Annotated in this window: 11 protein-coding genes, 1 tRNA gene and 1 pseudogene; 9 read left to right on the plus strand and 4 right to left on the minus strand. The window is 74.9% G+C overall.

Features of this window, described 5'->3' with window-relative positions; genetic code table 11:
• The first annotated feature begins 23 nt into the window (after nt 1-23).
• The 5 genes from OG989_RS11770 to OG989_RS11790 all read left to right on the plus strand — a co-directional run bounded on the left by OG989_RS11770 (nt 24) and on the right by OG989_RS11790 (nt 5,008).
• Nucleotides 24-608 (plus strand): hypothetical protein, encoded by a 585-nt coding sequence (locus OG989_RS11770; protein WP_327030510.1) that lies wholly within the window; start codon nt 24-26, stop codon nt 606-608.
• Nucleotides 608-1,606 carry an AAA family ATPase gene (locus OG989_RS11775; RefSeq protein ID WP_151457016.1) on the plus strand — a complete coding sequence of 333 codons (999 nt, stop codon included), beginning with the start codon at nt 608-610 and terminating at the stop codon, nt 1,604-1,606. The genes OG989_RS11770 and OG989_RS11775 overlap by 1 nt, the downstream gene beginning before the upstream one ends.
• On the plus strand, nt 1,606-3,015 hold the full coding sequence (locus tag OG989_RS11780; RefSeq protein WP_442791926.1) for a DUF58 domain-containing protein: 1,410 nt from the start codon (nt 1,606-1,608) through the stop codon (nt 3,013-3,015). Before OG989_RS11775 ends, OG989_RS11780 begins: the two co-directional genes overlap by 1 nt.
• Nucleotides 3,012-3,572, plus strand: coding sequence for a hypothetical protein (locus tag OG989_RS11785; protein WP_151457018.1), 561 nt, complete (start codon nt 3,012-3,014; stop codon nt 3,570-3,572). The genes OG989_RS11780 and OG989_RS11785 overlap by 4 nt, the downstream gene beginning before the upstream one ends.
• A 104-nt stretch (nt 3,573-3,676) precedes the next feature.
• Entirely contained in the window at nt 3,677-5,008 is a 1,332-nt protein-coding gene (locus OG989_RS11790) for an NAD(P)/FAD-dependent oxidoreductase (protein WP_151457019.1), read from the plus strand.
• A 65-nt stretch (nt 5,009-5,073) separates the two neighbouring features.
• Here OG989_RS11790 and OG989_RS11795 read toward each other — a convergent pair whose 3' ends face one another.
• Entirely contained in the window at nt 5,074-6,906 is a 1,833-nt protein-coding gene (locus OG989_RS11795; protein WP_327030511.1) for a hypothetical protein, read from the minus strand.
• Between the two features lie 102 nt (nt 6,907-7,008).
• On the opposite strand from OG989_RS11795, the gene OG989_RS11800 reads away from it, so the two are divergent.
• The 3 genes from OG989_RS11800 (at nt 7,009) to OG989_RS11810 (ending at nt 8,879) form a co-directional block, all read left to right on the plus strand.
• Nucleotides 7,009-7,089 (plus strand) — tRNA-Leu (locus tag OG989_RS11800).
• Between the two features lie 111 nt (nt 7,090-7,200).
• On the plus strand, nt 7,201-8,016 hold the full coding sequence (locus tag OG989_RS11805; RefSeq protein ID WP_132233456.1) for a Bax inhibitor-1/YccA family protein: 816 nt from the start codon (nt 7,201-7,203) through the stop codon (nt 8,014-8,016).
• Nucleotides 8,017-8,558: 542 nt separating this feature from the next.
• Nucleotides 8,559-8,879: a hypothetical protein gene (locus OG989_RS11810; RefSeq protein ID WP_442791927.1), complete on the plus strand. Its 321-nt coding sequence runs from the start codon at nt 8,559-8,561 to the stop codon at nt 8,877-8,879.
• A 159-nt stretch (nt 8,880-9,038) separates the two neighbouring features.
• Here OG989_RS11810 and OG989_RS11815 read toward each other — a convergent pair whose 3' ends face one another.
• From OG989_RS11815 to OG989_RS11825, 3 genes and pseudogenes are all read right to left on the minus strand, one after another.
• Nucleotides 9,039-10,301, minus strand: a complete 1,263-nt coding sequence (locus tag OG989_RS11815) for an acetyl-CoA C-acetyltransferase (RefSeq protein WP_132233460.1) — start codon at nt 10,299-10,301, stop codon at nt 9,039-9,041.
• 187 nt (nt 10,302-10,488) lie between these two features.
• Nucleotides 10,489-11,292: an SGNH/GDSL hydrolase family protein gene (locus tag OG989_RS11820; RefSeq protein ID WP_132233462.1), complete on the minus strand. Its 804-nt coding sequence runs from the start codon at nt 11,290-11,292 to the stop codon at nt 10,489-10,491.
• Nucleotides 11,281-12,341: pseudogene (locus OG989_RS11825) on the minus strand (SGNH/GDSL hydrolase family protein); the annotation flags it as partial. The gene OG989_RS11820 and the pseudogene OG989_RS11825, both read right to left, overlap by 12 nt.
• A 148-nt stretch (nt 12,342-12,489) precedes the next feature.
• On the opposite strand from OG989_RS11825, the gene OG989_RS11830 reads away from it, so the two are divergent.
• Entirely contained in the window at nt 12,490-12,846 is a 357-nt protein-coding gene (locus tag OG989_RS11830) for a YkvA family protein (RefSeq protein WP_101414212.1), read from the plus strand.
• Nucleotides 12,847-12,908 lie beyond the last annotated feature (62 nt).

The raw sequence follows: 12,908 nt of genomic DNA on the forward strand, positions 1-12,908 counted from the left end.
GCCCGACGTGGCGAGGTGACGCCGTGAGCAGCACCAGCATCGACGACCTGCTGAGCGTCGAGGACGAGCGACCGGCACGCGCCGAGCCCCGGCGGGGCGGGCGGGTCGGTCGGGTGCTCCGTCCCCTGGCCGGTGTCGCGGCCGTCGTGATCGTGCTGGTCGCCGGCCTGCGCCTGGTGGGCCTGCGGGTCTCGCTGCCGATCCTCGTGGCCGGGGTGGTCGCGCTGTTCGTGGTGCGTCGCGTCGTCGCCGCCCTCACGCCCCCGCCCCCGCCCCGCGGCGGCGGTCGGGCCCCCGTCTCCGACGACGACGGCACCTGGAACTGGGGCGCCAGGGACGCGCTGCGCACCGCGATCAACGGCTGGGAACTGCCGCTGGACTGGTCGGCCACCCGGCCCGAACGCTTCACCACCGTGATCCTGCCCCGGCTGGGGGAGTTGGCCGACGAGCGGCTGAGCCAGCGGCACGGCGTGACCCGCGAGTCGGATCCGGCCCGGGCCCGGGTGCTGCTGGGTGACCAGCTGTGGAAGTTCCTGGAGACCCCGCCTCGCCGCACCCCGTCGCCGCGCAACCTCGCGGCGATCGTCGCCGAACTGGAGAGACTGTGATGAACGACGTGGACCGCAGCATGCCCGCCGCCGAGGTCGGCCCCCTCGCCCGGTCGGTGCTGGAGGCGGTCGGTCAGGTCGTCGTCGGCAAGCGGGACGCGCTGGAACTGGTGCTCGCTGGCATCCTGGCCGGCGGCCACGTGCTGCTGGAGGACCTGCCGGGCCTCGGCAAGACGCTGACCGCGCGGTCCTTCGCCCAGGCGCTCGGGCTGGACTTCCGCCGGCTCCAGTTCACCCCCGACCTGCTGCCCGCCGACGTGACCGGTTCGTTCCTGTACGACCAGCGCAGCGGCGACTTCTCGTTCCGGGCCGGGCCGGTCTTCACCAACCTGCTCCTCGCCGACGAGATCAACCGGACCCCGCCGAAGACCCAGTCGGCCCTGCTGGAGGCGATGCAGGAGAAGCAGGTCTCGGTGGAGGGCGTGACGTACAAGCTGGACGAGCCGTTCCACGTGCTGGCCACCGCCAACCCCATCGAGTACGAGGGCACGTACCCGCTGCCGGAGGCGCAGCTCGACCGGTTCCTGCTCCGGGTCTCCTTCGGCTACCCCGAAGCCGAGGAGGAGTGGGAGGTGCTGCGCCGGCGGATGTCCCGCCGCCGCGAGGAGGCGGACATCAAGCCGGTGGTCGACGCGGCGACCCTGCGCGCCATGCAGGCCGCGCTGGAGGACGTGGTCGTGGAGGACTCCGTCGGCCGCTACATCGTCGCGCTGACCGCCGCCACCCGGGAACACCCGTCGGTGCTGGTGGGCGCCTCGCCGCGCGGCTCGCTGGCGCTGCTGCTGCTGTCCCGCGTACGGGCTGTCATGGCCGGGCGCGACTACGTCGTCCCGGAGGACGTCAAGGAGGTCGCGGCGCCCGCCCTGGCACACCGGATCACGTTGCGCCCCGAGATGTGGCTGCGCCGCGTCGATCCGTCCTTCGTGGTCGGCGAGGTGCTGGAGGCGACCCCGGCCCCCGCCAGCGGCGCGCTGCCCAGCTACGCCGCCGGGCACTGATGGTCGCGCCCGCCGTGTCGCCCCGCGAGTCGCCGCCGCAGGAGCCGGAGCCCGCGACCGGCTGGGTGCCCACGTGGGCGCTCGGCCGGGCGGTGCTCCTCACCGGGCTGCTGCTGATCGCGGGGGTGCTGCTCGGCCGGGTGGACCTGGTCGTGCTGGCCGCCCCGTTCGCGCTGGGCACCGCGTACGCGCTGCGCCGCCGGCCGATCGCCCTGCCGCAGGTCTGGATCTCCACCGACGAGGGGCACCTGGTCGAGGGCGGCGAGCTGACCGGCACGGTCACCGTCGGCAACCCGGACCTGCTCGACTACGACGTGGCGGTGGTCCGCAGCCGGGTCTCGCCGTGGCTGCGGGTGCAGCGGGTGACGATCGCCGGGGCGACCACCGCGTCCGGGGCGGCTTCGGCCGTCGCTCCGTCCGTCGCCGACCGGCCGTTCGTGACCGCCGTCCCGACGGCGGCGGCCGTGGACCTGGAGCTGACCGGCACGGCGCTGCGCTGGGGTCGGCACCCCATCGGCCCGGCGGGTGCCCGGGCAGCCGCCGCGCAGGGACTGCTGGTCTCCCGCGCCGTGATCGCCGAGCCGTCCCGGTTGCGGGTCTACCCGAGGACCGAGCCGTTCGACGCGGTGGAGGCGATGCCCCGCGCCGCCGGCCTGGTCGGCGCGCACCACTCGCGCCGGCCCGGCGAGGGCGGCGAACTGGCCGGCGTGCGGGTCTTCGCCCCGGGCGACCGGCTGCGCCGGATCGACTGGCGGGTCTCGCTGCGCGCCCGGCAACTGCACGTGGCGGCCACCCTCTCCGACCGCGACGCCGAGGTGGTGCTGCTGCTCGACGTGCTCGCCGAGGCGGGCCGCTCGGGCGGCGTGTCCGGGGCCGCCTCCGTACTGGACACCACCGTCCGGGCCGCCGCCGCGATCGCCGAGCACTACCTGCACCGGGGCGACCGGGTGTCGATGCTCGAGTACGGCCCGGCCGCCCGCCGGCTGCGCCCGGCCACCGGCCGCCGGCAGTACCTGACCGTCCTGGAGTGGCTGCTGGAGGTGCGGGCGGAGCACTCCCCGCACGAGCCGTACGACCAGGTGTTCGGGCCGCAGTTGCTGTCGGCGGACGCGCTGGTGGTGGTCCTCACCCCGCTGCTCGACGAGCGGTCGGCGCAGATGCTGGCCCGGCTGGCCCGCTCCGGGCGGTTCGTGGTCGCGGTGGACACCCTGCCGGCGGACCTCACCCCGCCGAAGGACCGGGGCTGGGCCGAGGTGGCGTACCGGCTGTGGCGGCTGGACCGGGACACCATGATCGGGCAGCTGCGGGAGCACGGCGTGCCGGTGGTGCGGTGGGCCGGCGCGGGCAGCCTCGACGAGGTGCTGCGGGACGTGGCCCGCCTGGCGACCGCCCCGAGGGTGGCCCGGTGAGCGCGGTCACCGAACGGGCCAGGGCGTTGCGGTACGCCGCCGCCCGGATCAGCCTGACGCCGCTGCTGGTGCGCGCTGGCATCTTCCTCACCGTGCTGGTCGGCCTGCTGCTCGCGTACCCGTCGCAGGTGCTGCTCGGGCGGCCGCTGCTCGCCCTCGTGGCGGTGGCGGTCCTGCCGGCGGTCGGGCCGCGCCGGCTCTGGCCGACCTTCGCGGCGCTGGTCACGGTCGGCGGCTGGCTGATGGCCACCGACGGGTACGGCCGGCCGATCGCCCTCTGGCGGCTGCTCGCCGTGGCGGCGGTGCTCTACCTCACCCACACCCTCTGCGCGCTGGCCGCCGTGCTGCCGTACGACGCGGTGGTCGACCCGAACCTGATCGTGCGGTGGCTGGCCCGGGCCGGTGCGGTGCTGCTGGCCACCTTCGTCCTCGGCGTCCTGCTGGTCGAGGTCGGCAGGCTCGGTGGTGACGCTGGACACCAGGCGGCGACGGTGGTCGGTCTGCTCGTGGCGGTGGCGGTGGCGGCGTTGCTGGGGTGGCTGCTGCGCCGCAGGTGACAGCCCTTTTTCGGGGTAGTCATGCAGGTCACAGGGGTTGTGCTCCGTCACAGAGAAGGGGCGCGAGCGGGATTAGCCGGGCCGCGCGGGGAAAGATAGATGACGTGAACCCGAAGCGGATCCTTGTGGTGGGTGCCGGGCACGTCGGTCTCTACGCGGCCCTGCGCCTGTCGAAGAAGCTCAGTTCCCGTGAGGCCGAGGTCGTCGTGGTGGACCCTCAGCCCCACATGACCTACCAGCCGTTCCTGCCGGAGGCGGCGGCCGGCAACATCTCGCCCCGGCACTCCGTGGTGCCGCTGCGGCGGGAGTTGCGGCGGTGCAAGGTGGTGGCGGGCGCGGTGACCCGGATCGACCACCACCGCAAGACCGCCGTGGTGCAGCCCATCAGCGGCCCCACCCGGGAGATCCCGTACGACCACGTGGTCGTCGCCCCGGGTTCGGTCTCCCGGACGCTGCCGATCCCCGGCCTGCACGAGCAGGGCATCGGCTTCAAGACCATCGGCGAGGCCATCTACCTGCGCAACCACGTGCTGGACCGGCTCGACGTGGCCGCCGCCACGCCGGACCCGGCCGTCCGCCGGTCGGCGCTGACCTTCACCTTCGTCGGCGGCGGGTACGCCGGCATCGAGGCGCTCGCCGAGATGGAGGACATGGCCCGGGACGCCCTGAAGTACTACCCGGAGCTCAAGCCCGAGGACATGCGCTGGGTGCTGGTCGAGGCGACCCAGCGGGTGCTGCCCGAGGTCGACCGGGACATGGGCGCCTACACGGTGCAGCAGCTGCTCAAGCGGAACATGGACATCCGGCTGGACACCCGCCTGGAGTCCTGCCTCGACGGGGTGGTGAAGCTCTCCGACGGCGACAGCTTCCGCTCCGACACCATCGTCTGGACGGCCGGCGTGAAGCCGTCGCCGATGCTGGACGCGACGGACTTCCCCCGCGACGAGCGGCGGCGGGTCACCTGCCTGCCGACCCTCCAGGTGGTCGACGGCGACCGGGTGGTCGACGGTGCCTGGAGCGCCGGTGACTGCGCGGCCGTACCGGACCTGACCAAGGAGCCGGGCAACTACTGCTCGCCGAGCGCCCAGCACGCGGTCCGTCAGGCCGCCCGGATGGCCGACAACATCGTCAACGTCGTCCGTGGCCGGGAGCCGGTGGAGTACAAGCACAAGCACGCCGGCAGCGTCGCCAGCCTCGGCCTGCACAAGGGCGTGGCCCAGGTGTACGGGATCAAGATGACCGGCTGGCCGGCGTGGTTCATGCACCGGACGTACCACATGAGCCGGATCCCGTCGTTGAACCGCAAGGTCCGGGTCGTGGTCGACTGGTCGCTGGCGTTCTTCCTCAAGCGCGAGGTGGTCGCCCTCGGCCAGCTGCACGATCCGCGCGAGGAGTTCGCCGAGGCGTCCCAGCCGGTCGGCGCCGGCCGCGCCTGACGGAGCACGCGAAGCCCTCTCCGCCTGCGGCGGAGGGGGCTTTTCGCGCGTTCAGCGGGTGCGGGTCAGACGCGCCAGGTCCAGGCGTCGGCGATCCGGGTGGCGGGGCCGTAGAGCTGCTCCAGCGTGCCGCGAAGGCTGTCGGCGTGCGGGGTGCCGTCGGCCAGCGCCACGCAGGAGGCGCCCCAGAACTCCGCGTCCTCCGCGGCCTGCCGGCGCTGTTCGTCCCCGATGACGGGTTGGCCGCCGCGCCTGCCGACCTCGGCCAGCAGGGCCGACGTGGGCTGCGCGTAGGTGCCCATCGCCGCCGTGCCGCCGCGACCGTACGGGCCGATGAAGAAGCCCTCCGGCATGCCGAACGCCGCGTCGGCGGCGGTCGCCCAGCGCATCGGCCACGGTTGCTTGGGCGTGGCGAGCGGCACCGGCACCAGCACCCCGCCCGGCTCGACGCACTGGCGCCAGTGCCCGCCGGTCACGAACTCGGGCAGCGGCGGGCGCTCGGCGGTGGGCAGCGGGGTCGGCAGCAGCGGCAGCAGCGCCACGCCGACCGCCGCCGGCACCAGGCGGCGGGCCAGGCCGGTGCCGCGCAGCGCCCGGTCGACCGCCAGCACCAGCAGCGTGGCGACCAGCGGGAGCACCGCGAGGGCGAACCGCATCGGTAGCGCACCGTCCACCACGGGCAGGCCCGAGAGCAGGGCGTACGGGCCCGGGACGGCGGTGCGTTCGCCGTCGACGACCACCCGGGGGCCGAGCGACAGCGCCCCCGTCACGAGTGTGCCGACCACGCACGCGACGACCAGCCGGCGGCGGCCCAGCCAGAGCGCGCAGGCGGCGGCGACCAGCAGCAGGGGCAGCCCGAGGAAGGTGTTGTACTCGGCCGGCCCGGTGGTCAGCCGGGCAGCCCCGTCGCCGCCCGCGATCGACAGCGGCGAGACGGTCCACCAGCTGCGCAGGTCCGCCGAGAAGTAGTGCGGGCTGAACATGCCGTCCGAGACGCCCTGCGGGCCGGCGAACTGGAACCACAGCGGCCAGGCCAGTACGACCAGGGCCAGCCCGGCGGCGAGCATCATCCCGGCGGCGAAGCCGGGCAGGGCGCGGCGGGCCAGGTTCCGGTCCGCCACCGCGTAGGTGACCGCCATCACCAGCAGCGTGACCGCGCAGAGGAAGAGCACCTCCTCGCCGACGAAGACCTGCGCGGTGACCGCCGCCGCCAGGCCGACGGCCGAGCTGACCACCCGCCGGCGGTCCGGCCCGTCGGCGGTGCCCGCCGGGTCGGCGGCCCGCAGCATGCGGACCACCAGCCAGACGATCACCGGAACCAGCCACTGCGCGGTCATGTGCAGGTGGCTGTTGGACTGCGAGACCATCCCCGGGCCGAACCCGCAGAGCGCCGCCCCGAGCGCGGCGGCGAGCCGGCGGGCGCGCAGGACCCGGGTGAAGAGCAGGTACCAGGCGATCGCGGTGCCGGCCAGGTTCGCCATGGCCAGCAGGGCGAAGGTCACCGGCGCGCCGAACGACAGGGTCACCGGGGCCAGGAGCACCCCGAGCGCGATGACCGTGGTGTTGGTCATCAGGTTGACCCCGTCCGGCGCGTTGAGCCGACCGGTGAGCAGGTCGAAGTCGCCGAGCAGCGCCCGCGAGTCGACGGCGAGGAACCACTCGTAGAGGGCCTGGTCCTCCGGGTTGAGCGCCAGGACCCGGGCCGCCGGGTCGGGCCAGAGCCCGTGGGTGAGCCAGCCGGCCAGCGCCACGAAGAGCAGCACGACGGTGACGTCCGCCCGGCGACGGTGGACGGCGGTCAGCAGGCGCGCCGGCCGGAGCCGGCGGGACGGCCGGTCGACGGCGAGGACAGCCTGGTCAGGGACGGCGTCGGGGGCCGTGGGGGCTGCGCTGCTCACGGTCTCGACCCTAGTGCGACCCGCCCGCCGGGGTACGCCGGGTCGCCGCCGACCCGCTACCGTGACACTGCACCACGCGTGTCGACCCGCGCGGTGTCACCCGCCCGGGTGGTGGAACGGCAGACACGGCCGCCTTAAAAGCGGCTGCCGCAAGGCGTGCGGGTTCGACCCCCGCCCCGGGCACGCCGCACTCTCAGCTTCCGCTCAGCTTGGCGATCTCCACGGGACTGTCCTGGGCGTTTACTCTTGGGGGTGCACGTTCACGTGCAACGACCCCCTGAGGGAGGCCTGACAGTGAAGACTTCGAACCCGGTGCTCGCCCGGCTCGGCCAGGCGGCCGAGCGGGAGCGCTCCGCCGGGTACGCCCCGACCGGGCCGTACGGACAGCCCGGCTATCCACAGCAGTACCCGACGGAGGCCGGCTACCCGGCGGCCCCGCCGACCGTCAACACCATGTCGATCGACGACGTGGTGGTCAAGACCGTCACGCTCCTCGGCATCCTCGGCATCTCCGCCGCGGCCGCCTGGGTGCTGGTGCCCGACGCGCTGCTCGGCGCGGCCTGGATCGGCGCGGCGGTGGTCGGCCTGGTCCTCGGCCTGATCATCTCGTTCTCCCGGATGGCGAACCCGGCGCTGGTCGTCGCGTACGCCGTCGTCGAGGGCGTCTTCGTCGGCATGGTCAGCAAGTTCTTCAACTCGCTCTACGACGGCATCGTGGTCCAGGCGGTGACCGCCACGTTCGGTGTCTTCTTCGTGATGGCCATGCTCTACAAGGCGAAGGTCATCCGGGCCACCCCGAAGTTCGTCAAGGGCATGATCGCCGTGATGGCGGGTCTCTTCGCCGTCATGCTGATCAACCTCGTGTTCGCGCTCTTCGGCGTGAACACCGGCCTGCGCGACGGCAGCCCGCTGGCGATCGGGTTCAGCCTGGTCTGCATCGTGGTCGCCTCGCTGAGCTTCGTGCTCAGCTTCAAGGAGGTCGAGGACGGCGTCCGGATGGGGCTGCCCCAGCGCTACTCCTGGGTCGCCGCCTTCGGCATCCTGGTCAGCCTGGTCTGGCTCTACATCGAGATCCTGCGCCTGCTGAGCTACTTCCAAGGCGACGACTGACAGTCGCCCGCGACCGACCGGCGCCCGCCCCCGCATCCGCGAGGGCGGGCGCCGTCGTCTACCCCCGCCCGCCCCACCCCCCGGCTCGCCCCACCCCCGCTCGCCCCACCCCCCCCGGCTCGCCCCACCCCCGCTCGCCCCGACCTCCGCGCGAACCGTCTCCGGGCCCGCCCTCGCCCCATCCTCGCCGCCGATCCCGCCACCCCTCCTTCCCCGCCGCTCTGCCCCAGCTCTCGCCGTCGATCATGCAGTTGTGGTGCCCCGCGAAAGGGGCGAAAGCGCCCCAGTCGCCCACCACAAGTCCATGATCGACGGACCGGGCTGGACCGGGCTGCGCGGGCTGGGCTGGGCCGGGCTGGGGCGGGCCGGGCTGGGCCGGGCTGGGGCGGGCCGGGGCAGGGCGGGCCGGGGCCGGGGCCGGGCCAGGGCATGCCGGGGCCGGGGCAGGGCGGGGCCGGGGCGGGGCCGGGGCGGGGCCAGGGCGGGGCCAGGGCGGGCAGGGCGGGGCGGGGAGGCGGGGCGGGGGTTCGTAGACTTTGGATGTGGGTGGTGTGGAGTTGGGGCGGGCGGTGGAGTTGTTGGTGCGCCAGGTCGGGCACTGGCAGCAGCCCCGCTGGGCGGCCACGGCCGCCGGTGGCAACGTGTCCCGCGCCGATCTCGTGCACCGGCTGGTTCAGGAGATCGCCAACCTGGCCGCCGACGTCGAGGGCGGACCCCGGCGGACGGTGCCCCGGCTCGACAACGACCTGGCGCTGCCCGACCAGCTCCGGGTGGTGGCCGCCGACCTGGTCGCCGCCGCCCCGCCGCCGGAGGTGCTGGCGCGGGCCGCCGCCGAGGTGACGGCGACCCGCGACGTTCTCTAGGGCGACGGCGACCCGCGACCCTCTCCAGGGGTGACGGCGACCCACAGCCCGCCGGAATTCACCATGGCCGACGACCGCGTACGGGATCCGGCCGGGCGGCGAGGTCCGCTCGGGACGACCCCGGCGCCCGGCCGGGCAGCCCGTGGTGGCGCCGTCCGCTCAGCTCAGGCGCTCGACGACCATGGCCATGCCCTGGCCGCCGCCCACGCACATGGTCTCCAGGCCGATCGTCTTGTCGTGCCAGTCCAGGGCGTTGAGCAGGGTGCCGGTGATCCGGGCGCCGGTCATGCCGAACGGGTGCCCGACGGCGATCGCGCCACCGGCGACGTTCAGCTTCTCCAGTGGAATGCCGAGCTGGCGGTACGAGGGGATCACCTGCGCGGCGAACGCCTCGTTGATCTCCACCAGGTCGACGTCGTCGATGGTCATGCCGGCCCGCTTGAGCGCCTGCCGGGTGGCCTCGACCGGGCCGAGGCCCATGATCTCCGGCGAGAGGGCGGTCACGCCGGTGGAGACGATCCGGGCCAGCGGCGTGATGCCGAGGTCCCTGGCCCGCTGGGCGCTCATGATCACCACGGCGGCGGCGCCGTCGTTCAGCGGGCAGCAGTTGCCGGCGGTGATGCGACCGTCCGGACGGAACACCGGCTTCAGCCCGGAGACGCCCTCCAGGGTGACCCCGGCGCGCGGGCCGTCGTCGGTGCCGACCACCGTGCCGTCCGGCGTGGTGACCGGGGTGATCTCCCGGGCCCAGAAGCCGTCGGCGATGGCCTTCTCGGCGAGGTTCTGGCTGCGTACGCCGAACTCGTCCATGTCGGCGCGGGTCACGTCGTACACCTGGGCCAGGTTCTCGGCGGTCTGCCCCATGGTCAGGTAGATGTCCGGCAGCTCGCCGGCCTCGCGCGGATCGGTCCAGACCGGGGCCCCGCCCTGCGCGCGGGCCTTGGAACGCTCGGCCGCGGCGGCGAAGCGCGGGTTCTCCCAGCCGCCGCCGACCAGCGCCTGCGCCTCCTTCGGCAGCCCGTCGGAGTTGCCGCGGGCGTACCGGGAGACGGTCTCCACGCCGGCGGAGACGAACACGTCGCCCTCGCCGGCCCGGATCGCGTGCATCGCCATCCGGGTGGTCTGCAGCGACGACGCGCAGTAGCGGGTGAGCGTCGCGCCGGGCAGGGTGTCCAGGCCCATCAGGGTGGCGACCACCCGGGCCATGTTGAAGCCCTGCTCGCCGCCGGGCAGACCGCACCCCAGGTAGAGGTCGTCGATCTCGGTCGGGTCGAGCTGGGGAACCTTGTCCAGGGCGGCCCGCACGATGGTCGCGGCGAGGTCGTCCGGGCGGACGTCGCGCAGGGAACCCTTGTGTGCCCGGCCGATGGGGGAGCGGGCGGTGGCGACGATGACGGCGTCGCGGGACGACTCAGTCGGCATGAACCAACGTTAACCCGTCGGTAACTTCGGGCGGAAGCTGCCCGCCGGCCGGGAAATGTCACGCCCGGCGGGACAGCGGGGACAGCCGGCGGTCAGTGCCGGGAGCCGGCCACCGTGTCCGGCCGGGACGGCGGGTGGACCAGCGCCGGCACGCGGGCACCGCGTCCGTGCGGGGACGGCCGGCGGGTCACTGCCGGGAGGCGACCGCCGCGGCGGCGGCGACGGCCGGCAGCAGGGCGTGTGCCCAGACCCGGTAGCCGTCGGCGGAGGGGTGGTAGCCGTCGTGGCACAGCGTCCCGGCGTCGGCCCGGAACACGGCGCCGGTCTCGGTGGCCAGGTCGACCACCGTGCCGCCGGCGTCGAGCACCGCCGCCGCCTGGGCGCGGGCCACCCGCCGCCCCGACCAGCCGACCACGTTGCGCAGCGGCGGCGCGATGGCGCGTACGGCGCCCAGGTCGGGGCACGTGCCGACGACCACCTCCACCCGGGCCTCGCGGAGCCGGTGCACGGCCGCCCCGAGGTAGGCGGCGGCCTCCACCGGGCGACGCAGGGTGGTGGCGTCGTTCGCCCCGATCAGGATCACCGCCACGTCGGGGCGCTCGCCGAGCAGCGCCCGGGCCACCTGGGTGGCCAGGTCGGTCGAGCGTGAGCCGGAGACGCCGACGCTGGACAGGTGCACCCGGCGACCGCTCGGGCCCTCGGCGAGCAGGTTGGCCAGCTGCCCGCCGATGGTCTCGTCGAGGCGGCCGACCCCGACGCCGAGGGCGGACGAGTCGCCGAGCAGCACCAGGCGCAGCGGCGGCGCGTCGGCCCGCCCGACCGTGGCGCGCAGGGCGAGCGCCAGCTCCGGCTGGGCGTACCGGCGGTGCCGGGCGGCGAAGGCCTGACCGGCGAGGACGGCGGCGCCGCCGACCGTGCCGGCGATGAGGCTGAGCGTCGCCGCCCGGCCCAGTCGATTGGCGAGCCCCGAGGGGATGAAGCGCTCGCTCATGCCAGTCCCTCCAGTGTGGGTGAGTCGGCGGCGGGGCTGGGCTGCGGCGCCGCGCCGACACCGAAGAAGGCCCGTCGGCGCAGTTGCGCCCACCGGCCGGCGGGGCCGCGCTCGCGCCCCCTGACCCGGGTGCCGCTGACCTCGGTGCCCGCGTGGCGGGCCGCCTCCTGGGCGGCCTGCGGCAGCGAGCGCACGCCCTCGTCCCGGACGAGGGTCGGGCGGCGTTCCTGCCCCGCACCGAGCGCGGACAGCACGGTCGGCAGCAGGGCGGCGGCGGCCATCGCGTAGCCCTCCGCCGAGGGGTGGAAACGGTCCCAGGCGAACATCCGGGTCGGCTCCGCCGTGAACCGGGGACCGAGCAGGTCGCCGAGGGAGACCGTCCAGCCGCCGGCCTCGACCACGGCCACCGTCTGGGCGGCGGCGAGCTGCCGGCTCCAGTGCCGGGCCAGCCACCGCAGCGGCGGCTGGATCGGCCGGATCGCGCCCAGGTCGGGGCAGGTGCCGACGACCACCTCGCAGCCGGCCGCGCGCAGCGTGCGGACCGCGTCGACCAGGTAGCGCACCGCCAGGGCGAACGGTGCGCGGTTGGTCACGTCGTTGCCGCCGATCAGGATCACCGCGACGTCGGGCTGGCACTCCAGCGCCGCCTCCACCTGGTGCCGCAGCACCGCCGAGATGGCGCCCACCACGGCGAAGCGGTGCAGCCGGACGGGGCGTTGCAGGCGGCGGGACAGCCCGGTGGCGAGCAGGGCGCCGGGCGTCTCCCGGCGGCGGTGCACGCCGTAGCCGGCGGCCGACGAGTCGCCGAGCACGACGACGGTGACCGGCGGGCCGGGCAGCTTCGCGCCGTAGACGCCGTCGCAGCGCGGCGGGGGCGCCTCGGCCATCGGGATCGTGCGGCGGGCCTGCCGGGCCTGCCCGAGGAGCACGCCGCCGGTCGCCACCACGGCCGCGGCGGTGGCGCCCGTGCCGATCGCCGCGAGGCGGGCGACCTGCCGGGCGCGCTGCCAGCGCGGACCAACCGGGACGACGGAACCAGCGACCCCCATACAGCGACATTATCGCGCCGGCACGACACACCGCTGTCGTCGTGTCGGCTCGCGGGTGCCTGGAAGGCGACGCTCCTGGGTACCTGTACGGGTGACCGGGGGACGGTTGCGCGGGCACGCCACCCTGGCACGTGGAGAGGGGCCGAACATGGGGAAGACATTGAAGCGCACGGCGGCGTTCAGCGCGCTGGCCCGGGCACTCGCGGCCGGGTCGCGGGGCGGGCCGTCGCTCGGGGCACGGCTTGGCGCGCTGCCGCGGATGATCCGGGCCACCACCCGGGGGGAGTACGACGGCGGCCTGCGGCTGGCCCTGATGACCGCGGCGACGGCGTACATCGTCTCGCCGGTCGACCTGCTTCCCGAGATCCCGCTGGCGATCTTCGGGCTGGCCGACGACGCGGTCATGGTGACCTGGCTGGCCGGCAGCGTGCTGGCCGAGACCGAGCGGTTCCTGGAGTGGGAGGCCCGGCGCAGCTCGGTGATCCCCGGACACGTGGCGTCCTGAACCCACGTACCCTGGGGCGTCGAGAAGACGTCTGCCCGGCCGCCGCCGGCGGCGCCGGAGGA

Source organism: Micromonospora sp. NBC_01740, assembly GCF_035920365.1.
GTDB lineage: Bacteria > Actinomycetota > Actinomycetes > Mycobacteriales > Micromonosporaceae > Micromonospora > Micromonospora reichwaldensis.

What these genes read in the sequence shown, in the direction of transcription:
- OG989_RS11815 (WP_132233460.1), bottom strand. Translation starts at nt 10,301, where the DNA reads ATGCCGACTGAGTCGTCCCGCGACGCCGTCATCGTCGCCACCGCCCGC.
- OG989_RS11820 (WP_132233462.1), bottom strand. Translation starts at nt 11,292, where the DNA reads ATGAGCGAGCGCTTCATCCCCTCGGGGCTCGCCAATCGACTGGGCCGG.
- OG989_RS11830 (WP_101414212.1), top strand. Translation starts at nt 12,490, where the DNA reads ATGGGGAAGACATTGAAGCGCACGGCGGCGTTCAGCGCGCTGGCCCGG.
- OG989_RS11780 (WP_442791926.1), top strand. Translation starts at nt 1,606, where the DNA reads ATGGTCGCGCCCGCCGTGTCGCCCCGCGAGTCGCCGCCGCAGGAGCCG.
- OG989_RS11775 (WP_151457016.1), top strand. Translation starts at nt 608, where the DNA reads ATGAACGACGTGGACCGCAGCATGCCCGCCGCCGAGGTCGGCCCCCTC.